This is a genomic window from Cohnella faecalis, assembly GCF_003570905.1.
Taxonomy (GTDB): Bacteria; Bacillota; Bacilli; order Paenibacillales; family Paenibacillaceae; genus Cohnella; species Cohnella faecalis.
Genome location: NZ_QXJM01000039.1, coordinates 1,187,488 through 1,210,330 on the forward strand (window position 1 = coordinate 1,187,488; position 22,843 = coordinate 1,210,330).

A 22,843-nucleotide genomic window follows, 5' to 3' on the forward strand; every position below is an offset into this window, starting at 1 on the left:
AAGCTGCAGGGGGGCGAATGCTTTTCGAAAAACGCCGGCAAATTAAAAATAAAAACAGGACGAAGCGATGCAGCGCTGCTCCGTCCTGTTTTAATCTTCTGCGCCTCTTTACCCCCGCAGCTTCCCAAGCTCCGACACAATAGCTTCTACCTCGCTAATGCTGAATCTGTCTTTGGAGTCGATCATATCGTAGATGTCCTTAATATCCTCGTATTTGCCAATGCTGAAGCTGGACGCTTGCATCGCGGCTCCGGTAGCCATGCGCAGCTTCGTTTTAATAGCCTCGATCATATATTCGACGTTCGCTTGTGTAGGATTCGATAAATCCACGGTCATCTTCCTCTCCGAATAATGGGGATGCTTTCTATTGTACCACATAAGGGCGGTTATATTGGCGTTCGGAGCGTCAACATGGTAACCTTGAGAATATTGGAACGATAGTCGAACAGGGGAAAAGAAAATGAACGATACGCAGCGGCGCCATTCGGAACGAGTGAATGCGGACGGAGTCGCGAGTTTCATAAGCCGGATTTCCGCCGCGCACAAACTATCCGATCTGACGTTCCTATGCATCGGAACCGATCGTTCCTCGGGCGATTGTCTGGGGCCGCTTGTCGGAACGATGCTGGAGGAGCGCGGCGTGACGAACGTTATCGGTACGCTCAAGGAACCGTGCGACGCGGACAAGCTGCCCTCCGTAGCAGCTGCGCTGCCGCTGGGCCGCCCGGTCGTGGCTATCGACGCATGTCTGGGACGGACGGAAACGATAGGCTTGTACGTCGTCGCCGAAGGACCGTTGGAGCCTGCCAAATCGGTAGGCAAACGGCTGCCTTCGGTCGGAGCCTACAGCATCGCCGCCATCGTGAACTCGTACGGACCGAAGCCGTATGCCTCGCTGCAATCCACTTCGCTTTATCGCGTCATGAATATGGCGCACGATATTACGGACGCTATTATCCGCCATTTGCGGCCTTAAAACGAGAAGGGTTGTGTACGATGAGAAACTTGAGAAGATCGACCTCCACCACGATGGCTTGCCAGGACGAGGGCACCGGCACGCCGATCGTGCTGCTGCACGGTTATTGCGGCAGCCATCGCTATTTCGAAGAAATCCTTCCGATCCTGTCGGCAAAATACCGGGTTATCGTACCGGATCTTCGCGGACACGGAAGCTCCTCCGCCACCGAAGGCGTCTACAAAATGGAGCAGCTAGCCGACGACTTGGACGTGCTCCTCGATGCGATGCAGCTATCCAAAGTATTTCTTTTCGGACATTCGCTCGGCGGTTACGTTACGCTCGCTTTCGCGCAGCGCCATCGGGAACGTCTGCTCGGCTACGGACTGCTGCATTCCACTTCGTTGCCCGATACGGGTCCCGGCAAGACGGGCCGTCTCAAAGCGGTCGATCAAATCAGAACGGGCGGTATTTCGCCGTTCGTGGACGAGCTGATTCCGAAGCTATTCGCTAAGGATCACCGGGAGACGATGAAGGGCAAAATCAATTTCGCGAAGGAAATAGGCTACGGCACCGCGCCTCAAGGAGCGATCGGCTGCGCTCTTGGCATGCGCGAGCGCTCCGATCGCACGAACGTGCTGGAAATGCCCGACCTCCCGGTTCTGCTGCTGGCCGGCGAGAAGGACGATATTATAACGCCGGATCGCCGGTTTCCGATTCTTAAGCCGAAGCCTCATTTGACGCAAGTCACGCTCAAAGGCGTCGGACATATGGGAATGCTGGAAGCTCCGCAGGAATTCGCGGATGCTTTGATTTCTTTCATAGCGGCCAACGAGGGCTCCGGCGGTGCTTGAGCGCGATTTCCTGATGCGGATGATCGCTCAGTCGGCCAAGGCGCTAGGCGTAATTATGGGGCTTCGCGAACAGAAGAAGCCGGATGAAGCTCTCGTGCTGGTAGACGACTACTTAAGCCGCGAGCTTCGTCTCAAAAGTCGGATCGCGATGGGCTTGTCCGACGACAATTTGTTGAAAATGCTAAGCGTCGGCGATGTCGTGAACGGAGAATCGGTTGCCGTCTTGTCCGCGTTTTTACAGGAGGAGGCGGAGCTTCTGTCCGACCTCGGCCGGACGGAAGCGAGCGTGCCGAGATTCGAGAAGGCGCTTCGTCTGAATTTGTTTTTGCTCAAACAAAACGCTGACCCGGACAACTGGGATACAAGGCCCCGGGTGGATCGCTTGCTCGCTTCTCTCGACGGCTACGATTGGGAGCCGGAAACTTATCGTGCGGTTATGGATTGGCATGAGAGAGAAGGCCGTTACGCGGAAGCCGAGAATACGCTGTTCGAGCTTCAGAACGTATCGGTCGCTTCGAACGAGGACGGGACCTCTTTCTACCAAAGGCTTGCCCTGCTGACGGACGAAGAGCTGGAAGCGGGAGGCTTGTCGCGCTTCGAGCTGGAGAGCGGGCTGCGAGAGTGGAATTCGCTGTTGAAGGGATCTTGATGAACGATGACGATAAAAGAAAAAGGGCTTGAGGGCTGGCTCGCCTTCGTCGGCAAGACGGTCGCGGAGGGGCAGCTTCTTCAGGCTACGTTCAGCCAGCCTCGCCGCAAGGACGGCGACATCGCCGCCAAGCTTACGGTGCGTCCCATCGCCATGAAGAACGGCACGTTCTATCAATTCGAGAGTCTGCAAGGGAACAAAGCCTACCATGACAACGTTCCTGCGGAGCAAGCGGAGGCGCAGCTCATCGAGACGATGGCTGCTTACAAGCAGGCGCTGTTCAAAACGCCGGAAGCGGACGTTCAGGTGCTGGCGAACAAAAAGGGCGAGCTGACCTTACTTCGCGGCGCGGCCACTTCCAAGATCAAAGCCGCATCGAGCGCCGCGCAATCCCATAATCGTTCCAAAGCGTACGTTATTCCCGAAGGGGAGCCGGTTCCGTTTCTCGTCCGTCTCGGCGTCATGACCGAAGACGGACGCGTCGTCAAAGCGAAGTACGATAAATTCCGCCAAATTAACCGATTTCTCGAAATGGTGTCTGACGTCCTGCCCGACTTGCCGCGGGGCAAAGAACTGACGGTAGTCGATTTTGGCTGCGGCAAATCCTACTTGACGTTCGCGCTTTATCATTTGCTGGCGGTCCGCGAGCGGCTTCCCGTACGGATTATCGGTCTGGATTTGAAAAAAGACGTCATCGAAACATGTTCCAAGCTAGCGGTCGATTTAGGATGGGATAAGCTGGCTTTCTTCGTCGGCGATATTTCCGATTATCGCGGAGAAGCCTCCGTCGATATGGTCGTTACCCTTCACGCATGCGATACGGCAACGGATGCCGCCTTGCTGCAAGCGATCTCGTGGGATGCCTCCGTTATTCTCTCCGTGCCGTGCTGCCAGCATGAGCTGTTCAAGCAAATCAAACAGCCGGCGCTCTCTCCGCTTCTTAAGCACGGAATTCTGAAGGAGCGGTTCGCCGCGCTTGTCACGGACGCCGTTCGCGCTAATTTGCTTGAACAAGCCGGCTATCGGACGCAGATTATGGAGTTCATCGATTTGGAGCATACGCCGAAAAACCTGCTGATCCGGGCCGTGAGAGGAAGCGGCGACCGATCGGAGGAGACGGCGGCGGAATATGCCGTCTTCCGGGACTTGCTCAGCATTTCTCCGTTCATGGAAAAGCGTTTGGCGGAAATACGCCCAAAGTCCGAATAAAATAAGAGCAAAGTCGCTTTTCTGCTAATAAATGTTAAAGAAGCAGGTCGAAAGGCTGGTTTTGCTGTTGTCGAAAAAAAGAACAATATGATAAACTCAAAGTGTAATTTTGTAATATGTTCCAGACCATACGCGAAAAGGTGAACGCCTTGGGAGTTTCGTGGCCTGATTTTTTATTATTCATAGCCTTGTTTATTCTATTTATCTGTGTTCTCGCATTCAATCGGATCACGCAGACGCACAAAGTATATTTGGCTTTTCACTTTATAATGATGCTCTGGCCGCTTGGTCAGTTCCTGACCGCGACGGCGGGATTGGCGGAGTACCAGCTTTATTTCGTAAAACTATCGTTTTCCGCCCTGGCGCTTCTCGGTCCAGGGTGGCTTGTCTTTGTCTTCTTTTTAACCGGACGGGCCTCCCATCTGAAATCCGGCAGATTCTATCTGTATATGCTGCCTTCTCTTCTGAGCGTAGCCGGCGTCATATGGAATCCGAACGAGCTGTTTATGAAATCGATTGGCGACGACTACTTTAACCGTGAGTACGGTCCGCTGTTCTGGCTGCTCGTCATTACGGAGTTCGTCTATTTCTTTACCGCCTTGCTGAACATGTTCAGCGCGTTGAAGACGGTTAATTCCCTGAACCAGCGGAAGCAGCTCGCCACCGCCGTCATCGGGATGTTCGTTCTGACGGGGTTTAGCGTGCTCGATATGCTTATTAATGTTTTTCTGTCGCCTTGGCTGCCCGTCATTCCGGGGCTGATGTCGATCGGTATTTTGCTGTCGGACTGCTGCTTCGTCGTGGCCATCTACCGCTTCGGTATGTTCGACATCTTGAGTATGGCCCAGAGAGACATTTTCGAGCATATGACGATGGGGATTATCGTTGTGGATGAGAACGGCAAGGTGCTGGAAGTGAATCGCGGAGCCTTGCCGTTCGTTACTACCTCCAAGGGCAATACGTTCGAGATGGAGAAATTTCTGTCTCCGCTGCGCGCACAAGGAGAAGTCTACGAATTTTTGTACAAGTACCGCCATCATCCTCAAGAGAGAATGCAGCTTGAGATCGCGTTGCAGGACAATCAGAACCGGCACGTCTCCATTCTGATTTCTCCCGTTCTCGACGATCGGAGAACGCTGCTCGGACGCGTCATTACTTTCCATGACGTAAGCGAGCTCCGCAAGCTGGTTGACGAGATGAACCGGAAGAACGAGGCGCTGCACGAGAGAAACCTGGAGTTGATTACGATCCAGGAGGAGCTGTTCCGGGTCAATCAGAAGCTGGAGCAGATGGCGGTAACGGACGGGCTGACCGGCTGCTACAATCGGAGATACCTTATGCAGCAGATGGAGCATGAAGTTCTTCTGAATATGAGATATCACATTCCGTTCTCCGTTTTTCTGTTCGACATCGATCATTTCAAGCAAATTAACGACCGGTACGGCCATTTGGTCGGAGACGAGGTCATTCGGGGAACAGCCGACGCCGTGCGCGCGAAGCTTCGCCGAACGGATATTTTGGCTCGTTACGGCGGCGAAGAATTTACGATATACTTGCCTCATACGAACCGGGAGCAAGCCGAATTGCTGGCGGACCGCATCATGACTGCGATATCGGACAATATCGTGCATTCCGGCAACGAACAGGTTAACGTGACGATCAGCATGGGCATTCTTTCCGAGGATTCGGCCGATTTGCATTTCGACGATCCGAAGGAATATTTGCGGGAGCTGTTCTCGCGGGCGGATTCGGCTTTATACAAAGCGAAGAACGAAGGCCGCAACCGGGTAGTAGCTGCCCATTGACGACGACAGGCAAAGGCGGATAGGAGTGAAGGAGCATGTACAAATCCGGACGGATCATCGGAATCGGGCTTGCAGGCTTGCTGACGCTAACGGTCTTTTTGATTGTCGCTCTTGCCGACGCTTCGGAGGGCGGATCTTGGCTTGCTGGCAGCGCCGGAGTCGGCTTCGGGATCGCCGCCGGGGTGCTCGGTTGGTTTCTCGGACGGAGCTACGACCGTTTGAAGGAGTCGGCCGACCTGGATTTTTTGACCGGCGCCTTTACCCGGCGCTTTCTTGCCCGATGCTTTCCCAAGCTGGTCATGAAAGCGGAGCGCTCGAACCGCAAATTCGCCGTCGTCCTGATCGATCTGGACGAGTTCAAAGAGTTAACGACAAGCTGGGCCATGAAGCGGGGGACGGGTTGCTTTGCAAAGTTGCGCGTACGCTGCGGGAGCAGTCCACGCTTGGCGAAATCGTGGGACGCATCGGGGGCGATGAATTTCTCGTGCTTTGTCCGTACGGCGATTCCGCCGCATTGGAAAAGTACGGCGAGCGGCTGAACAAGAAGCTTATCGAGCTGTCCGCCGGATGGAACCATCATCCTCTGTCGATGAGTATCGGTTACGCGGTATTTCCGGAGGAAGGACGCACGCTGGAGCAGCTCATGCGGGCAGCCGATTGTAAAATGTACGCCGACAAGCAACGGGCCGATCCGCTCGTCAATCGAAGAATGCATGCGTAAAAGCTACTACCGATAAGGGCAAACTTGTCGAAAGGCAAGGACGCAAAGCCACAGGGTCTAACGTTCCCCGGAACAATGACAGCCTGGCTGCCGGAACTTCCCCGACGCGGGTTTTCAGGCGAAACAGGCTGCTCTCTATCGAAGATGAGCGGCCTGTTTTATTTCTCACATACAAGCAGGAAGGGGACTGGCGGCATGGTTCGTATCGGACAAGGAATGTCAGAGGAAAAAGTATTGTTGCCGCTTGCAGCTCTTCTTCATTGCCGGACGGTCGTCGAGAAGCAGAACTTCGTATCGACCGGGCTCATGACTCATGTGGAGGGCGAACTGTTCGAGGTCGAGCTGGCTGAATTCGACCTGTTCAATTTGGGAGAAACCGTAAAGCTGACCGTATACTCTCCGGTAGGCATTCAGACTATTCAATCTATCGTATTTGCCAAATACGACGGGGCTATCGCCCTGATTCAGCCTCCGGCCATTCGCAAAAGATTCGAAGAGAAGCGTGAGCATCCCCGAGTCGAAATTAGCGGGAGCTTGAGCATTTCCCACATTAGGGAGAGCGGAGTCGAGCGCGTTCTGGAGCAGCCGCTCATCGTTCCTCTACGCAACATCAGCATCTCCGGTATCGGGTTCGAAGCTCCGGAAACGCACGATATAAGCAAAGGCGCCGTGATGAAAGGAATCGTGGACGCCGGACTTGTATTCGCTTGCGGACTTGAATTGAAGAGACGGGATCGAGTGGAGGATATTTACATATTTGGCGCAATCATGACACTCGAAGAACCGGACATGCTGCGTTCGTTGCGCGCGTTCGTTCTAAAGCGTCAAGTGGAGAACCATGTCGAGTCGAGGAAAAGAGCGGGTAAGCAAAGATCGTTCAACGGCTAGAAATCTATTGTAAAATAGACGCTTGAGGATAGGAGATTGTCCGTGAAAGACGGAGGGACACTTGCATACATTGGAGCATTATCGAAAGGGGTGTTCCAATGGCCGTCAAGTTTCCTAAGCCTCCTCGTGGCGATTCGAAGAAGTTTCGAGTGATCCGCACCAAGCTGACAAAGCCTGTGAGCGTAAGACAAGCGCCGATATTTCCGCGACTGACTGTCGTTTGGGTTCAGATCAACGGCGTTCCGTTCAATACGACCGGCTTCTTCGCGCGGCTGTCGCGAGGCGGCGTGCTGGTCGATACCGCAAGATTTGACCGCAACGGCGTCGTACGATTTAACGTTGCCACGCTCACTAGAGTGGCGTTCACGCTGCGAGTGTTCAGCGCGTCAGGCATACTGTTCCGCACTCGCATCATTCCGGCGGGAGTCGAGACGTTCGCCATTATCGGCTAATAGAGAAAGACGCATCACAACAAGCGTGGCAACGGCTGTCGGCCGTCTGCCCCGCTTGTTTATTTCTATCCCCCGAACGCTTGCCGGAAAGCTTCGGAAAGCCGCGTTCGATCCACGTTCCACAATTCCGCGATTTCCGCACTCACTTCTTTTTCCCACCAGTCGGCCAGCGCCTTTCTATTGCTGCGATTATCCGCGATCCACAGCAAATGACCGATCACGCGTTTGACGTATAGCTTCTCGGCTTGCTCCATTTTATCCGCCGGTACATATTGCTTTAGTCGTTTGGCGGTCCGGTACAGCTCGTTGCTGCACGCCCGTCGGATGCTGCGAGCCGTCGGAAGCGGTGCGGAATGTTTTTCCTGTCCCATTTTCACACTGATCACCGTGCCTCTCTTGCCATACCCTATGCGAAATCCGGGCAGCGGGACACAGGGAGGAGAGATTCGGTCGAGAGTCGCGAAAAAAAGAGCCGCGGCTGAAAGGAGCCGACGGCTTGTTCGTTCTATTATTCCATTATTGGACGATCAGGTAGCCGACCATCGGACCGCCGCTTTTGGAGTCGCTGTGCGTTTGGCATATAATCGAATAAGTGCCGGCTTCCTTAGGGGTGAACCGAACGACGGTCGTTTTGCCTTTTCGCACTTCGCCCGTAATGCCGAGGCCCTCAATGACGAACGGGTGGGTTTGGCCGTTAATGCCGGTAATCCGCAACTCGACGGGGCTTCCTTTTTTGACGATTATGACGCCCGGATGGAAGCCGTACGATTCAAGTTTCTCTCCGCTGTCCGTCGTGGCGTTGAATTCTCCCGTCACAAGCTGATAGACTTGCGTTCCGTCATGCGCGGGGGCGGATGCGGGCCTCGATTGCTGCCACCCGATGAGCGACACGGCAATTACGACAATGACGGCTAGAATCGCATAAAACTGAATTTTTTTTCTGCTTAAAATAACGACTTTGTTCATCCGGCTCTCTCCTCTTCAACTTTGTCCTGCTACCGGATTGTATGCAAGGGCTCGTACTTGCATGACAAGCCCTTTTCGTTTTGTGAATGATTGGATTCATATGGTAGAATAGAGAGGTTCATAGCGAAAGGGGAAATGATCTGAGCCATGATGGATACGATTCACGAATGGTTGTCGCAATTGCTCCAATGGGTGGAAAGCCTTGGTTATTGGGGAATCATTATCGGACTGGCGATTGAAGTCATTCCTAGCGAAGTCGTGCTCGGGTATGGCGGATACCTGGTCAGCCAAGGGGATATTACTTTTCTTGGGGCGGTTATATGCGGCGTCATCGGCGCAATCCTGCAGCAATGGCTGCTGTATGCAATCGGCCGCTACGGGGGTCGTCCTTTCGTGGAACGATTCGGCAAGTACTTGCATATTAAGGCGAAGCATATTGATATCGCCGAACGCTGGTTCGACAAATACGGCACGATCATCGTGTTCACCGGCCGCTTCGTACCCGTTATGAGACAGGTCGTCTCGATTCCCGCGGGAATGGCGAAGATGAAGCTGAGCACGTTTACGATTTTGACCGTGCTTGCTTCGATCCCATGGTCGATTCTATTCGTTTGGCTCGGCTGGTCGCTCGGCGATCAATGGGAGCAAATCGACGAGAAGGCGGCGCCTTACGTGCAGCCGATCATATTGTGTGCTATCGTCATTCTAATTGTTTTCTTCGTTGTTCAGTATTTGCGCAAACGCGGCAAAAGCTTGTAATCATTCAATCGGAGGGATCGTGCATGAGTTCGGGACAACAATTGGCCGATAAGCTGGGTAAAGGACTGAAGCCTCGCCAATTTATGGAGAGCATGACCAAAAACAAAGAGGCGTTCGCTTCGTGGCACGAGAAGTTCGCCTGGCCGGACAGCGAGCTGCAGGAGTTTTTCGAGTCGCTCAACAACCGCGACGATTTGCGCTGTCTTATTCTGGCTGCAGATTGGTGCGGAGACGTCGTCCGTAACGTTCCGGTCGTATTCCAAGCGACGGAAACCGCGGGCATTCCGACGGAAGTACTCATTATGGAAGACCATCTCGATCTGATGGACCAGCATTTGACGATGGGCGGACGGGCGATTCCGGTCGTTCTGTTCACGGATACGGGCGGCGTGCTGCTCGGCAAATGGGGAGCGCGTCCACAGTACGTGCAAGAAGTCATGAACGCTTTCAAGCAAGCGAACCCGGACCGGGAAGCGCCAGACTATCAGGAGAAAATCGCGGTCGCCCGTCAGGAAATGATGCGCCGCTACGGCGAAGATACCGGCTATCAAGCGCTTATTTTGAATGAGCTCCGCGACGTTCTGTCGCGAGTCTAAGGAGCCGAGCCGATGTTGAAGTTTCAAAGCTTCAGTCTTGGAGCTCTGGGGACGAACTGCTACTTGCTCGTTAACGCGGAGCGCACGTCCGCTGTCGTCATCGATCCCGGTACGGCGGATACGCAGCTGCTGCGCCGCCTGGAAGGGCTGAAGCTCGAAGCTATTCTGCTGACTCACGCCCACTTCGATCATATTGGAGGAGTCGAGGAGCTAAGGCGCAAATTCAGCGCCCCGGTGTACTTGCACTCCTTGGAGAAGGAGTGGCTCGTCGATCCGGCGAAGAACGGTTCCTTGCGCTGGGCCGAGGTGACTCCGCCGGTGACCGGGCAGCTTCCGGATCATCTCTTGGCCGACGGCGATCGGCTTGAATTGCTAGGCGAGACATTCGTGGTGCTGCATACGCCCGGTCATTCTCCAGGGAGCGTAAGCTTTCTGTGCGACGATCTGCTGTTCGCGGGCGACGCGCTGTTCCGCCGATCCGTCGGCAGAACGGACTTGCCAGGAGGCAATGGCCCGCAGCTTGAACGGTCCATTCAAACGAAGCTTTACGTGCTGGACGATTCCATTCTCGTTCTTCCCGGGCATGGACCGGAGACGACGATCGGGGAAGAGAAGCGGGAAAATCCGTATGTCAGGATGTAATTGCACGAATTAGAAAAAAAAGTATTTACACCCATTCAAGCGTTTGATATAGTCATCAGTAACAACTTGCATATGAAGTGCTCATGCACTGCGAAGAACGCAGGCGATGGAGGAAACTCCAGCGTCTGCGTTTTTATTTTGCCCGAATGAAGGAGTGAAGGAATGAACCGCAAGCGTCAGGCGGCGATCAGCTTATCGGCCGCCGTATTATCAGGCATGTTAGTGTACGGAGTTTATTGGCTTCAACTGCGTCAAGTAAAGGAACGCGAAACGACCGGCGTTGTCGTTCCGAACCGGTTCATACCGGCTGGGACGACGTTAACCCGGGAGAGCTTGCAGCTGCTGTCGCTGCCGAAAGCGGCCGTGACCGATGAGATGGTAACGGACTTGCTTGAAGCGGTCGGCATGGAGACGGCAGCGCCTCTCGGAGAAAGCGAGCCGCTGCTTCGTTGGAAGGTGGATCGGTTTCGGTTAATGCCGAAGAAGGGGCAAGCGACGTTCCTTATCCCAAGGGATTACGTGAGGTCGATTGGAAGCGGGATAAGAGCGGGGGACCGGGCAGTCGTATACATCTCCGGCGAAGATATGCCATCGCGGCGAATGTTCGCCGATCCCGTTGTAGTAGCCGGAGTGAAGACGGCGTCCAATTTGGAAATCGACGATCCGAAAAATCCGAACCTGCTGTCGATGGCTAACGGCAACAAGGAAGGGATGTATGCTTCGCGAAGAGATGCGAACGGTACGATCGACGCGATCAACCTCAATTTGACCGAAGAGCAATGGCTGCAGATCGATACGGCATGCAAATCGGGCAAGGCAAAGCTGGTTATCGCTTTTGACGCTTCGACGTTCGAAATTCCGGAGAGGGGCGGGGAATAGTGTCGGGACGATTGGCTGTTTTTACAGGCTCTACTCCGAACATCGGGACGACGGTAACGGCTTTCGGGACGGCTTATCGGGCGGCGGCGTTGTCAGGCAAGCGGATTGGTTACTTATGTCTGAATTTGAAGAGCGCCAAAACCCATCTTTACTTAGGCGTCGGCAAGCCTGAAGTGACGCTGGACGGAATAAGGCCCGAGCTAAGAGCGGGAACGTTGACGGGAGACAAGCTTCGCCAATATACGTACCGGTTGCCTCGAATGGAGGGGCTGCACGTCCTGTTCGGCAATATGGCGCGGGAGCAAGCGGAGTATTACGAGCCGGACGATATTCGTAAGCTGCTCGAAGCGTCCAAGCAAGCTTTCGATTTGACGATTGCGGACGTGAGCGCTTATTGGGATAACGCGGCTACGGTTTGCGCCATGAAGGAAGCGGATGAGCGATTTTTAGTGACGACCGGCCATCTAAGCCATTTTCAAGAGGATATTCAGCGGTGGACGGGGCAAGTGGGAACGATGTTCGGAATAGCTCCGGACCAATTTCAATTGATTCTGCTGAAAGATATGAATCGGATAACGGGAGGATTCGGGATGAAAGAAATACGTAAGGAAACCGGGTGTTTATCGTTCGCGGAGATGAAGCTGCTGGACAGCGTCCATCTTCAGCTCGACAGCGGGCGATTGGATGAATGGCTGGCAACGGAGGAGCATCATGCCGCTGCGTTCGACGCCGTTGCGGATCCGATGCTTAGCCGTTTGAGCTGGAACGAGAGGCTGCTGCGAACGGAGCGCCCTTGGCTAAGACGGCTGATGTTTCATCGCAGCAGGGAACGATGATGGATTCGTCCAAAAGATTTTCCTCGACCGCATACGCCGCGGAGCTGCAAGTATCGAACGGGGCCGCCGAAGCGTCGGCTCCCGGACGAAGCGGCGGGGACGGGTTGTCGTCGTTCCGAGCGCTGACGGAAGAAGTACGGCACATGCTTTCTTCCCCGCGTGGCTGGAGCGAGGAGGAGCGTCGGCTATATGCGGAAAAGCTGAACCGGGCGGTAATCGGCTTCCCGCAGGAAAGGGCGGAAATGTTGGCGGTCATTTCGGATTGGCTCATTAAGCGTCGTATGCAGCATGTTTCTTTCGGCTCGCTGCCCTATCAATCTTTGGCTGAAGCCTTGTTCTCGGAAGTCATCGGCATGAATGAATTGGAGCTCGTATTTCGTAATCGCGAAGGCTTGGAAGAAGTGCAGGTGGTCGGAACCCGCATTTTTGAAATTAGAGACGGAGGAGCCGTGCCTTCGCCTTACCGGTTCCAGAGCGCGGCGCATGTCGAACGGATTCAGCAAAATTTGGTCTTGTTCAACAACGATCGCATCAATCCGCGAAAACGTTGGGCGGAAGTCATCTTGCTCGACGGCTCCCGCGTAACGATGACGGGCTTCGGGTTTACGGCGCAGCCTACCCTTACGATCCGGTTTTACACGGTGCGCCGATTCGACCTTGAAGCTTTGTGCAAGCCGGAATATCGAACAATCGACGAGAATATGAGGCAATTGCTGCTCTGTATCGTGCGAAGCCGCTTGAACATGGTAGTCATAGGAGCGACGAATACCGGGAAGACGCATCTAATCAAGGCGCTTATCTCCGCAATGCCGGACGAGGAGAGAATCGTGACGATCGAGAGCCGTTACGAACTTATGCTTGCTCGCGATTTTCCGAGCAAGAACGTCGTAGAGTACGAAGCCGAGGAGGACGATCCGCTGCACGGTCCGCGCCAAGCGTTCAAGCTGGCTCTTCGTCAATCGCCGCAACGAATTTGCCATGCCGAGATTCGCGACGAGGACGCTAATATTTACGTTCGCGCTTGCACGCGAGGGCATGAGGGAAGCATTACATCCGTTCATGTCAGCGGACTTGAGGATGTTCCTGACGCTATTGCCGATATGTGCATGCTTGACGGCAGGGGCATGAATCCCGTTCGTCTTGCGAGGCGTATCGCCGAGCACGTCACCCAAATCGGGTTCGAAATGCGCATTGCGGGAGGAGTGCGCAGACTTGTAAGAGTTGGAGAGTTCGAATGGTTGGAAGGCGAGATCAGAGTAAGGGAGCTTGCGCGCTACGACGAAGCCTGTGACAGCTGGACGTTCCCGGAACCTTTCTCCCCGAAGTCGGCTCTGCGGATCAAACGAATGGATTCGGAAGGCTTCGCTTTTCTTGCCGGTCTTGGAAGCGTGAGCGTCTCATGACAGGGATGGCACCGCTACAGGGAATCTTTCTCCTGACTGCACTGTTTTTCCTCCTGTTCGTATGCTTTCGGATCGGAATTCGGGCATGGCTCGATCGGGCTGCTCTTGCGCGAAGGCTGCATGCGAATCGGAACAAGGCTATTCATCGGGCGACGGTTATTCCTCGAACCCGGTTCATTCGGCTTCATAGCCATATTTCCGATCTATTGGCTGCTATAGGCTGGAGCATGCGGACGGACGCCTTTGTAACGTTGTCCTTCTGTCTGGGAGTGACCGGCGCGACGCTAGGAATGCTCTTTTTCCAATCCTTTCGTTCGTCGGCGCTGCTGGCGGCGGTATTGGCATTATTTCCGTACGCACTGCTGTGGATGAGGCTGGTCAGCCGACAAACGGCGGCTCGGCTTGAATTTTTGCCTGCGGTGGAGCTGTTCTATCAATGTTATCTCGTGAGCGGATGCCGGCATGTCCGAACCGCTGTCCAACGGACGGTCGAGGAACGGAGGCTGACGAGCGAAGTTCAGACGATTTTCGAGCAGCTTTATCGGAATCTCTCCGTTCAAGAGGACGACGAAGCTAGCCTGAGGAGGTTCGTACTGTCGTTCGGCCACGAATGGGCGGACTATTTCGGCAACGTCCTGAAGGTGTCGCTGGCGGAAGGCAATAACGTCGCTCACAATTTGCAAGAATTGATAGCGGATATGCGCAAAGCGCAATTGACCGATCATCAGGAGCGTCATCGTCTTCTCGAAATTCGCTTGGCGAATTTTTCGCCGATTTTGTTTCTTGTTTTATTTTTAGTCATCAATTTCCGGATGAACCCGGAAAGCAGTTACCGCTATTACGTTCTCGACCCTGCGGGAAGAGCGATGATTCTGAACGCAGTTGTATTGCTGTTCGGATCTTTCTTAATGGGGCTGTATTTGTCCCGGCGCAAAATGTAGCGAAGAGGAGGGAGGCGATGACGGAATACGGATCGTCGCTTTTATCGGCAATGAGTTGGTTTATCCAGCTTGCGTTTGCTTTTGTCGGCTTCGCCGCCGTGCTGAAGCTAGGCTTCGTTCGCCGCTATCGCTGGCAAGTGTCTTTGAAATCGTGGAAGAAAGGCGGGGCTCCGCCATGGTTTTTGAAGCTGTGGAGAACCGATAGGGATAGCCCGGCATTGCGGGAACGGCAGCTTCTATTCGCAAGATGCGGTATTCGTCTTTCGCCCGCCGCGTATTTAGCGACGCAGAGAATGGCGATAACGTTGCTTCCGGCCGCGGGGCTGAGCGTTTATTCGCTTGGGCGGATAGGCTGGATAACGCCTTTGGCATCATGGAACATGATGATCGGCTGCTCTTTGCTCATCGCAGCCGCAGCTTTTGACCGCACGGCGCTTAACGGCTTTCAACGATACCGGACGGACCGCATTCGTCGAGAGCTTGTAATCGTCGGCAGTCAATTGCTATATTACACGGGCTCTCGGCTTCATCTGCACGGCAAGCTGATGAGATGCTTGCCGTTGACCCGTACGATCAGAGGGGAAACGGGTCTTTTGCTTAACGAATGGTATTACGATGCGGATGCAGCGCTCCGCCGTTTCAAAGATCGCCTTGGCACAGAGGAGGCTTACGCTTTCTCCGAATGCCTCCGAACGCTAAAGACGCACGAAAGCGAGGAGGTGTACGGATTGCTCCGAGACATCGTCAAGGATTACAAAGCGAAGATCGAGATGGCCAAGGCAAGCCGCAAAGAGACGTCTTCCTATTTGCTGTTCGTGCTCGCCGGCATACCGATCCTATACACCTTCCAGCTTTTCTTGTTTCCATGGGTTCAGGAAGCGGCAAAATTGTTCGACTCATTAAATCCCTGATTCGGGAGGAGAGAGGAGGTCCATCTATGCGTAACATTCTGATCACGGTCATGATGTTGATCGTAGTCGCACTCATGTTCAATGCCATCGTCGCCCAAGACAATACGGGGACGAGAGCGCGCATCGAAACTCACGGAACGACAGCCAATACGACGCTTGGCAACCTGCAGCCATAAACGAACGAGAGAGAGGATACTTATGCGGCAATTGTTAATGACGGTCATGCTGATCGTCACGGTCGTGCTGATCTATAACGGAACCGTTCGAGGCGACGGAGGGACGGGGAAACGTATCCAATCATCGGGTGACCGGATGTCCGATCGGGTTTCCCGCATCAGCCCGTGAAGCAGCTTCTCGTCTTCGTATTATTCTCGGCGCTGTTCTGTTGGCTGATGTTTTCCCCTATTTACAGGCACGTGCTCGTTATTCGTCAAGCCCTTCTGCAGCAGGAGGCCGATTATATGCTCGAGATCGGAGCCAGCGGCCGTTACGGTTACATAGACGGCGGCATGATTGCGGATTCGAGAAGCCGGCTGGCCGAGACGGGGTTCCGTTCGGAGCTGTTGGAATACGAGGTGACGACAACGACGGGAGCGGAGGGAAACAATGCTTCGGCTCCGCTGCCAAGGGGCGTCGGCATTCGTCTCGCCATTTCCTATCCTTACGGAAGTTTGCTAAGCATTGATCGCCTGATTGGCGTCGAACCTCCCGAGTCGGACGCCAGACTGTCTGCCGGAGGAATGAAAATGAGCGAGTACGTCCCATTGAGGGAGGGGAACGCATAAATTTGCGAGCTGCTTATCGACATAAGCGTTTATGAATGAGGAGGAGAATAGGAAGGCGACATGGCCAAGCTGGTGTTCAGCGTATTAATGATCGTCGTCTGGTGGACGCTACACGCCCTTCAGATGGATGAAGAGATCGCGCTTGGAACGGTGCACGAAGCTAAGCGCGCGGTCGACAGAGCCGCTCATGCTGCCGCCCTGCAATTGGACAGGGATAAGCTGGAGCTGGGAGTGCTCTCTTTAAGCAAGGATCAGGCGGAAACGGCAGCGCTCTCTTATTTGCAGGCCAACTTGCGGTTGGACGACAGCCTGCTGCCGCTTCCGGGCAGTCCGCTTCAAGAGCGAGTGAAAGTGGAGGCATTGGCCGTTATTAACGAGAATGAGTCCTTTCCTTACGTCTATGAGAATCCGGTTTTTGATTACGAAACCATTCTGTACCGCCCGGGCGTCGTGCTGATCGTTCATGTGGCGTATCCGCGAATGTTCGGCGTATTGGCGCCGATCGAATGGGATTTGATGGGTTCGGCGGAATTGGTTTATTGACAATTCCAAAGAGGTTGAAGCCGGGGAGGCATGCCTCGGCTTGCTCGCTTTCCGGATCACCAAAAAGTGGGCGCATTGCATGAAAACAGCAACAAAGCGAAATAGTAACCAGAGGTGAAGTCAAGCTGCCTGCCATCCGGCGGAGGAGGTTCGTTGAACGATGAAGCAGGATAACGGAGCCATATCCGCAATGCAAATGGCGTTTATGATGTACCCGACGGTACTCGCTTCCGGCTTTCTCGCTCTGCCGACCATTACGGCGCAGTATGCGTTCAACGACCTGTGGCTGACACCGATATTCGCCTCATTTGCCGGATTTTTAACCCTTTTCATCGCACTGAGGCTGCATAAGCTCTACCCGGGTCAAACCGTTATCGAGTATAGCGTCAAAATCGTCGGCAACATTCCCGGCAAACTCATCGGAATCGTATTTTTCGTCTATTTCATTCATGAAACGGGAGTTATCTTGCGTCAATACGGGGATTTCGTAGTAGGGAATTTTTTATTTAAGACTCCCATTCTGATAGTCATGTCCTCGACGATGCTGTTATCGGCGATTGCCGTTCGCGGCGGAGCCGAGCTTCTTGCCCGAAGCGCGATGATCTTCACGCCGCTCTTTATTTGTCCGATGCTTTTCTTGCTGATGCTGATCCCTGATTTGGATGTCCAACACCTTTTTCCGATACTGGAGAGGGGGTTAGTACCCGTCTTGAAAGGAACGCTGACACCCCAGGCGTGGGCTTGCGAGTACTTTATCGTCACCTTTTTTCTTCCTTGTCTCTCCAATCCATATAACGGAGGGAAATGGGGAGCTCTTTCATTGACGGCGGTTATGATCAGCATGCTGTACGTAGACTTTCTCGTTCTGTTTTTGCTTGGTCCCGACACGGGCAACAAGGTGTATCCCATTTTGACTGCGTTTCGGTATATCAGCTTGGCCGATTTTTTCGAGAACATGGAGGCGCTTCTGCTCGCGATGTGGGTAGTCGGAAATTTTATAAAAATCGGGGTGTTCTTTTATGCTTCGGTCATATCATTCACCCAATGTCTGAATCTGAGCGGCTATCGTTTCGTTGTATATCCGCTTGCCGTTTGGGTTGTCATCTTTAGTATTTGGGATATTCCTAGCTTTCCACATCTTGCTTATTATCTCGAAAAGCTGGCCGAATTTGAAATTCCCGCCGTGCTGACGGCGCTTCCCTTAGTCCTTCTGATTGTTGCAGCCATACGACATAAATTTCAGCAATCGGCATGAACCAGAGGGGGTAGTCGTGTGCAACGTTCAACTGCGCTTCAATCGGAATTGCTTCGGAATGAAGAGACGCTCCGATCCATTTTTGCAGAATGCTCGGACGTCAGCTATCGTACGCTTTTGATTGGAGACAGAATCGAAGCATTATTGATCTATGTCGATGGGTTGTCGGATACTGATGGAATCGAAGAGCATGTCGTTTCTCCGTTATTGCGCGTCAGCTATGAGGAGACAGTTGGACTCGACCAACGGCTGAAGAGGTTAATCACCGTGTCGGAAGTGCAAGACGTTTCAACGTTTGAACAATGCGAAGCTTATTTGCTGGACGGTATGCCAATTCTCCTGTACGAGGGCGGAGCATCCGGCTTGGCGCTTGGTCTTACGAAATGGCAAATGCGCGGCATCGAGGAGCCAAGCGCGGAATCGTCGGTCAGAGGGCCGCGCGAAGGATTTACCGAAACGATCAGAGTCAATATGTCCCAAATTCGGCGCATCATTAAAAGCTCCAGTCTGAAAATGGAAACGATGAAAATCGGCGAGTATACCCGTACGAAAATCGTCGTTGCTTACATCGACGGACTTGTTGATCGAACGTTGGTGGAAGAAGTTAAAAACAGGCTGGGAACAATCCGGCTGGACGGCATACTGGAAAGCGGCTATATCGAAGAAATGATCGAGGACAGCCCGTTCTCCCCTTTCCCGCAGCTGTTAAGCACGGAACGGCCCGATGTGATTTGCGGAAATCTGCTGGAGGGGCGAGTTGCCATTCTGATCGAAGGGACGCCGTTTACTCTGGTTGCTCCTATCACTTTTTTTTCCTTGCTTCAATCCTCCGAGGATTACTATCAGCGGTTCATCGTATCCACCGTCGTCCGCTGGCTGCGGTACATGTACGTTGCTCTGTCGCTGTTGCTTCCTTCCGTCTACGTAGCCGTGCTGACTTATCACCAAGAGATGGTCCCCGGTTCCTTGGTGCTCAGTATGGCAAGCTCCCGAGAGGACGTGCCCTTTCCCGCGCTCGTCGAGGTGCTGATCATGGAAGTCTCTTTCGAGGCTCTGCGCGAAGCGGGTGTGCGGCTGCCCAAGCAAGTTGGTTCGGCGGTTAGTATCGTAGGAGCGCTGGTCATCGGTCAGGCCGCGGTACAGGCCGGCCTCGTATCGGCGCCGATGGTCATCATCGTTTCGCTGACCGGCATCGCTTCGTTTATGATTCCGCGTTACATCGCCGGAATTTCCATTCGGATGCTTCGTTTTCCATTGATCGTTCTTGCGGGAACGCTGGGACTGCTCGGCATTATGCTGGGGCTTATCGCGATCGTTTTGCATTTGTGCAGCTTGCGTTCTTTCGGCGTTCCCTATTTGTCCACCATTCAGACGCCGAAGCTCGGCGAAATGAAAGACGTACTGATTCGGGCGCCTTGGTGGGCGATGAGGAAGCGTCCGCATTTAACGGGCCATTACAACCAGTACCGTCAGCCGCCCGGCCAGAAGCCGGGACCCGATAAGGAAGGTGAAATCGGGAACCGAAGGGGCGATGCGCGATGACGTTGGTCAATGGGGCAATATCCGCTCTGCAAATGGCTTTGCTGATGTATCCGACGCTACTGCGTTTGGCAGCCAGATTGAATAGAAAATGGGAAGAGGCCGAACAAGCATGAGCAAGGCTCTGTTCTGGGGAGTTACGATTGCCATTGCGTTCATCGTCTGGTACGAGTGGAAAAATGTACGGAAGCTGACGTCTAAAGATAAAGCGGTTTTCGTTTCGCTGCTTTTTGCCGGATGGATCATGACTTTCTTTGATTTACCGCATATGCCGGGTTTGGTTTCATTTTTTGACCTTTTGTTTAAGCCGTTAAGACCCCTTGCAGAAAAATAGCGCTCCGACTCTTGCCCAAGGGGGAATCCCGCTCATGAAAAACACGATTAGGCTGACGCTATCGCTAGCTGTCCTCTTGCTGACGACTGGCTGCTGGGATCGAATGGAACTGAACGACCTTTCCATCATAACCGCGATCGCCTTCGATAAGCCGGACAACGATCCGATCAAGGTCACCGTGCAAATCCTCATTCCTAAAATAAAAGGCGGAGGAGGGATCGGCGCGAGCACCGGCGGCGCTGCCCATCAGACGACGATCCGATCCGAAACGGGCCTCGATATCGCCGATGCTTTATCCAAGCTGCAGTTGAAAATCCCGAGGTCCATCTTTTGGGGTCAATGCAAGGTGTTCATTTTCGGGGAAGAGGTTGCGAAGGAAGGCATTATAGAGCATTTCGATTTTTTGATTCGCCATCCCCAGCCGCGAGAAAGAGGATACATGTTTGTCAGCAAAGGAGAAGCATCCGAATTGTTAGACTTGTTTCCGCCGATCGAAAGATCATCTTCGGAAGTGCTTCGGGAGTTAATGAAGAAAGAACTGAGCATGAGCGTGACGATGGAGGAGCTTAGCATCATGCTCAAAGAGGGATCCCGGGACGCCGCTCTTCCGCTCGTTCATATTCTGCCAAAGGCCAAGTCGTCCAAGGAGAGAGAAACCATTCCCTATGTTTCCGGGGCCGCTATTTTTAAAGACGGCAAGATGGTGGGAAACATTTCGAAGGAAGAGACGCGCGGCGTATTGTGGCTTCGCAATGAAATGCAACAGCACACCGTTACGGTTGAGAATGAGATCGAGAAAGGAGTCGTTTCGATCAATGCCCGAAAATCGAAAGTGAGGCTTGTGCCTGCAATCGAGGGCGGAACATGGAAAATGACCGTTAAAGTCAATACGGAAGGGGATATTGTACAGAACGGTACGAGGGTTAATCCGATGAATCGGAAGCTGCTCAAAAAGCTGGAAGCGGGGTTCCGGGAAGCCGTGTCCGAACGCATAGAGGAAGCGCTTGAGAAAATACAGCGCGAGCAGAAGGCGGATGTCGTCGGTTTCGGAACGGCTTATCATCGGAAGTATCCGAAACATTGGGCAAAAGCAAAAGACAATTGGGATGAGACGTTCTCGGAGGTCAAAGTAAAAATTGAAGTGCATGCCCAAATTATCAGGCCGGGGCTGCTCAATTCGCCGGGCGGAATTCCCGCAGACAAGGCGCTGAATAAATAAAGAGTTCTTTCCGATTGACGAATATCATTCCGCTTTGATCTAATGGTAAATAGATTGCACAAGGGGGCGGAGGAATGGAGAAGCGGTCCAAGGATGAAGCGGTTATTCGACGAATCCGGATGCAGAAGGAGATGGCCCGGCATGGGATGGAAGGGTGCCTCGTCACTCAGAACGTAGGCTTGTATTATTTTACTGGGTCGATGCAGACCGGTTATTTGTTCATACCAAAGACCGGAGAGCCGACGTATTATGTGCGGCGCAGTCTGGCAAGGGCTTTGGAGGAATCTGACGTGCGTACGGTCGAGCTCGGGGCGTTTCGACAATTCGGAGCGAAGCTGGCGGAGGATTATCCGGAGGTATTCGGCCGGAAGCCGGCACTCATCGGGGCCGATCTGGACGTTATGCCGGCGCAGTTGTATTTGCGTTTGACGGAGGCTGTTCCTCAAGCGTCTTGGATGGACGCCTCGGCGGCTTTGCGGGTCGTTCGCAGCGTGAAATCCGCCTATGAGATCGACAAAATCTCGCAAGCGGCAGAAGTAGCTGATGCCGCACTCCGGGAAGGCTTGTCTTCCTTGCGGGAAGGAATGACCGAGCTTGAGCTTATGGCCGTTATCGAGAATTCGATGCGGAGAGCGGGACATATCGGGCTCATGAGAATGAGAGGCTACAATCAGGAAATCATGACCGGCGTCGTCGCCGCCGGGGAAGCGGCCGCCGAACCGAGCTACTTCGACGGGCCGGCGGGCGGCAGAGGCTTGTCTCCCGCGGCTCCGCTTAGCTCAAGCAAGCGTCCGATCATGCGCGACGAGCCGATTCTGATAGATATCGGCTGCTGCATCGACGGATATACGATCGACCAGACTCGTACGGCCGTTATAGGAGAGCTCTCCGAGGAGCTTCTGCACGCATACGAGACCTCCGAGGCGATCGTTCGGCGTACGGAGGCTTTATTAAAGCCCGGCGCGAGACCCGACCAATTGTATTTCGAGGCGCTGAATATGGCGGCAGAAGCAGGCTTGTCGTCTCATTTTATGGGGTTCGGGGGAGACCAGGTCCGATTTCTGGGACACGGTATCGGCCTTGAAATTGACGAATGGCCGGCGCTCGCCAAGGGTTTTTCCGAACCGCTGGAACCCGGAACGGTCGTCGCGGTCGAGCCGAAATTTACTTTTCCCGGCATTGGCGTCGTCGGCCTCGAAAATACGTACGTCGTTACCGAGACCGGCTGCCGGGCGCTTACCAAATCGCCCGAAACATTGTTTTGTCTATGAATCTCGTTCCCGAGGACGTTCGATTTGCATAAGGTGATATTTTTCTAAGCGCTCTATAACCGATTTTGAACGTCGCGCCGTTACAGGTCTGGTATTGATGCTAAAAAGAGTATAAACCGAAGTTGTGGACGAAGGGACATAACCAAGTCATGAAGACAGCATGTCCATGTACGGATATGGACAAGATTAGGGAGGACAATGACAGCAGAACAGGAACTAGCCTATAATGAATCAGCGCAGAAGAAAGAAGAAGTGGCCTATCGAAGGGCAAATCATGTGCTTTATTTACAGCGTCTATCCAAAGGACTGAAACCCGACAATTCTCCTTCCACAGATGGCGAAAAAACTGGGGCACTCCAGCAACTCCTAAAACTTGAGCCTGAGTTTAGGCGATTGGGATTCCTAAAATAGACCTCGTTATGCTTTTGCAA

28 protein-coding genes, 1 pseudogene and 1 riboswitch are annotated in these 22,843 nt (G+C 53.5%); of the genes and pseudogenes, 26 read left to right on the forward strand and 3 right to left on the reverse strand.

The window, feature by feature from the left end; all coding sequences use genetic code 11:
- Positions 1 to 108: 108 nt before the first annotated feature.
- Entirely contained in the window at positions 109 to 330 is a 222-nt protein-coding gene (locus D3H35_RS18325; RefSeq protein ID WP_119150668.1) for a DUF1128 domain-containing protein, read from the reverse strand.
- A gap of 130 nt (positions 331 to 460) precedes the next feature.
- Here D3H35_RS18325 and yyaC point away from each other — a divergent pair, with 130 nt between their 5' ends.
- From yyaC to D3H35_RS18365, 8 genes and pseudogenes are all read left to right on the forward strand, one after another.
- Positions 461 to 976: a spore protease YyaC gene (yyaC, locus tag D3H35_RS18330; protein ID WP_119150669.1), complete on the forward strand. Its 516-nt coding sequence runs from the start codon at positions 461 to 463 to the stop codon at positions 974 to 976.
- Between the two features lie 20 nt (positions 977 to 996).
- On the forward strand, positions 997 to 1,809 hold the full coding sequence (locus D3H35_RS18335) for an alpha/beta fold hydrolase (protein WP_119150670.1): 813 nt from the start codon (positions 997 to 999) through the stop codon (positions 1,807 to 1,809).
- Entirely contained in the window at positions 1,802 to 2,458 is a 657-nt protein-coding gene (locus D3H35_RS18340) for a DUF6483 family protein (RefSeq protein ID WP_119150671.1), read from the forward strand. The genes D3H35_RS18335 and D3H35_RS18340 overlap by 8 nt, the downstream gene beginning before the upstream one ends.
- A gap of 6 nt (positions 2,459 to 2,464) precedes the next feature.
- A complete protein-coding gene (locus D3H35_RS18345; protein WP_119150672.1) occupies positions 2,465 to 3,667 on the forward strand; it encodes a class I SAM-dependent methyltransferase in 1,203 nt (400 codons plus the stop codon).
- Between the two features lie 116 nt (positions 3,668 to 3,783).
- Complete coding sequence (locus tag D3H35_RS18350; RefSeq protein ID WP_119150673.1) at positions 3,784 to 5,472, forward strand: histidine kinase N-terminal 7TM domain-containing diguanylate cyclase; 1,689 nt, start codon at positions 3,784 to 3,786, stop codon at positions 5,470 to 5,472.
- 35 nt (positions 5,473 to 5,507) lie between these two features.
- Positions 5,508 to 6,193 (forward strand): annotated as a pseudogene (locus tag D3H35_RS32580) (GGDEF domain-containing protein).
- A 7-nt stretch (positions 6,194 to 6,200) separates the two neighbouring features.
- Positions 6,201 to 6,288, forward strand: a riboswitch (cyclic di-GMP riboswitch).
- A gap of 100 nt (positions 6,289 to 6,388) precedes the next feature.
- Complete coding sequence (locus D3H35_RS18360; protein WP_119150675.1) at positions 6,389 to 7,081, forward strand: PilZ domain-containing protein; 693 nt, start codon at positions 6,389 to 6,391, stop codon at positions 7,079 to 7,081.
- Positions 7,082 to 7,179: 98 nt separating this feature from the next.
- A complete protein-coding gene (locus D3H35_RS18365) occupies positions 7,180 to 7,533 on the forward strand; it encodes a hypothetical protein (protein WP_199728544.1) in 354 nt (117 codons plus the stop codon).
- A 65-nt stretch (positions 7,534 to 7,598) separates the two neighbouring features.
- On the opposite strand, the gene D3H35_RS18370 is transcribed toward D3H35_RS18365, so the two are convergent.
- Together D3H35_RS18370 and D3H35_RS18375 are read right to left on the reverse strand one after the other, a co-directional pair.
- Positions 7,599 to 7,919, reverse strand: a complete 321-nt coding sequence (locus tag D3H35_RS18370) for a dehydrogenase (protein ID WP_378125556.1) — start codon at positions 7,917 to 7,919, stop codon at positions 7,599 to 7,601.
- A gap of 130 nt (positions 7,920 to 8,049) precedes the next feature.
- Positions 8,050 to 8,499: a cupredoxin domain-containing protein gene (locus D3H35_RS18375; protein ID WP_119150677.1), complete on the reverse strand. Its 450-nt coding sequence runs from the start codon at positions 8,497 to 8,499 to the stop codon at positions 8,050 to 8,052.
- 150 nt (positions 8,500 to 8,649) lie between these two features.
- On the opposite strand from D3H35_RS18375, the gene uptA reads away from it, so the two are divergent.
- The 18 genes from uptA (at position 8,650) to D3H35_RS18455 (ending at position 22,823) form a co-directional block, all read left to right on the forward strand.
- Positions 8,650 to 9,258: an undecaprenyl phosphate transporter UptA gene (gene uptA, locus D3H35_RS18380; protein WP_119151216.1), complete on the forward strand. Its 609-nt coding sequence runs from the start codon at positions 8,650 to 8,652 to the stop codon at positions 9,256 to 9,258.
- A 23-nt stretch (positions 9,259 to 9,281) separates the two neighbouring features.
- Complete coding sequence (locus D3H35_RS18385; protein WP_119150678.1) at positions 9,282 to 9,854, forward strand: thioredoxin family protein; 573 nt, start codon at positions 9,282 to 9,284, stop codon at positions 9,852 to 9,854.
- A gap of 12 nt (positions 9,855 to 9,866) precedes the next feature.
- Positions 9,867 to 10,496, forward strand: coding sequence for an MBL fold metallo-hydrolase (locus tag D3H35_RS18390; protein ID WP_119150679.1), 630 nt, complete (start codon positions 9,867 to 9,869; stop codon positions 10,494 to 10,496).
- A gap of 162 nt (positions 10,497 to 10,658) precedes the next feature.
- On the forward strand, positions 10,659 to 11,375 hold the full coding sequence (locus D3H35_RS18395; RefSeq protein WP_119150680.1) for an SAF domain-containing protein: 717 nt from the start codon (positions 10,659 to 10,661) through the stop codon (positions 11,373 to 11,375).
- Complete coding sequence (locus D3H35_RS18400; protein WP_233567986.1) at positions 11,375 to 12,211, forward strand: P-loop NTPase family protein; 837 nt, start codon at positions 11,375 to 11,377, stop codon at positions 12,209 to 12,211. The genes D3H35_RS18395 and D3H35_RS18400 overlap by 1 nt, the downstream gene beginning before the upstream one ends.
- Complete coding sequence (locus D3H35_RS18405) at positions 12,169 to 13,614, forward strand: ATPase, T2SS/T4P/T4SS family (RefSeq protein WP_233567987.1); 1,446 nt, start codon at positions 12,169 to 12,171, stop codon at positions 13,612 to 13,614. The genes D3H35_RS18400 and D3H35_RS18405 overlap by 43 nt, the downstream gene beginning before the upstream one ends.
- A complete protein-coding gene (locus D3H35_RS18410) occupies positions 13,611 to 14,555 on the forward strand; it encodes a hypothetical protein (RefSeq protein ID WP_233567988.1) in 945 nt (314 codons plus the stop codon). Before D3H35_RS18405 ends, D3H35_RS18410 begins: the two co-directional genes overlap by 4 nt.
- Positions 14,556 to 14,572: 17 nt before the next feature.
- Positions 14,573 to 15,466, forward strand: coding sequence for a hypothetical protein (locus tag D3H35_RS18415; protein ID WP_119150683.1), 894 nt, complete (start codon positions 14,573 to 14,575; stop codon positions 15,464 to 15,466).
- A 26-nt stretch (positions 15,467 to 15,492) separates the two neighbouring features.
- Positions 15,493 to 15,642, forward strand: coding sequence for a hypothetical protein (locus D3H35_RS31405; protein WP_167747105.1), 150 nt, complete (start codon positions 15,493 to 15,495; stop codon positions 15,640 to 15,642).
- A gap of 22 nt (positions 15,643 to 15,664) precedes the next feature.
- A complete protein-coding gene (locus D3H35_RS30830) occupies positions 15,665 to 15,811 on the forward strand; it encodes a hypothetical protein (protein WP_158594177.1) in 147 nt (48 codons plus the stop codon).
- A gap of 116 nt (positions 15,812 to 15,927) precedes the next feature.
- Positions 15,928 to 16,251, forward strand: a complete 324-nt coding sequence (locus tag D3H35_RS18420; RefSeq protein ID WP_233567989.1) for a hypothetical protein — start codon at positions 15,928 to 15,930, stop codon at positions 16,249 to 16,251.
- 60 nt (positions 16,252 to 16,311) lie between these two features.
- Positions 16,312 to 16,794 carry a hypothetical protein gene (locus D3H35_RS18425; RefSeq protein WP_119150685.1) on the forward strand — a complete coding sequence of 161 codons (483 nt, stop codon included), beginning with the start codon at positions 16,312 to 16,314 and terminating at the stop codon, positions 16,792 to 16,794.
- A gap of 160 nt (positions 16,795 to 16,954) precedes the next feature.
- The gene (locus D3H35_RS18430; protein ID WP_119150686.1) at positions 16,955 to 18,049 is read left to right on the forward strand and encodes a GerAB/ArcD/ProY family transporter; all 1,095 of its coding nucleotides are present in this window, start codon (positions 16,955 to 16,957) and stop codon (positions 18,047 to 18,049) included.
- Between the two features lie 18 nt (positions 18,050 to 18,067).
- Entirely contained in the window at positions 18,068 to 19,591 is a 1,524-nt protein-coding gene (locus D3H35_RS18435) for a spore germination protein (protein ID WP_119150687.1), read from the forward strand.
- Positions 19,592 to 19,700: 109 nt separating this feature from the next.
- On the forward strand, positions 19,701 to 19,922 hold the full coding sequence (locus D3H35_RS18440; RefSeq protein ID WP_119150688.1) for a hypothetical protein: 222 nt from the start codon (positions 19,701 to 19,703) through the stop codon (positions 19,920 to 19,922).
- Positions 19,923 to 19,956: 34 nt separating this feature from the next.
- Positions 19,957 to 21,141, forward strand: coding sequence for a Ger(x)C family spore germination protein (locus tag D3H35_RS18445; RefSeq protein WP_119150689.1), 1,185 nt, complete (start codon positions 19,957 to 19,959; stop codon positions 21,139 to 21,141).
- A gap of 74 nt (positions 21,142 to 21,215) precedes the next feature.
- Positions 21,216 to 22,412 carry a M24 family metallopeptidase gene (locus tag D3H35_RS18450; protein ID WP_119150690.1) on the forward strand — a complete coding sequence of 399 codons (1,197 nt, stop codon included), beginning with the start codon at positions 21,216 to 21,218 and terminating at the stop codon, positions 22,410 to 22,412.
- A 198-nt stretch (positions 22,413 to 22,610) separates the two neighbouring features.
- The gene (locus D3H35_RS18455; RefSeq protein ID WP_119150691.1) at positions 22,611 to 22,823 is read left to right on the forward strand and encodes a hypothetical protein; all 213 of its coding nucleotides are present in this window, start codon (positions 22,611 to 22,613) and stop codon (positions 22,821 to 22,823) included.
- Positions 22,824 to 22,843: the final 20 nt, after the last annotated feature.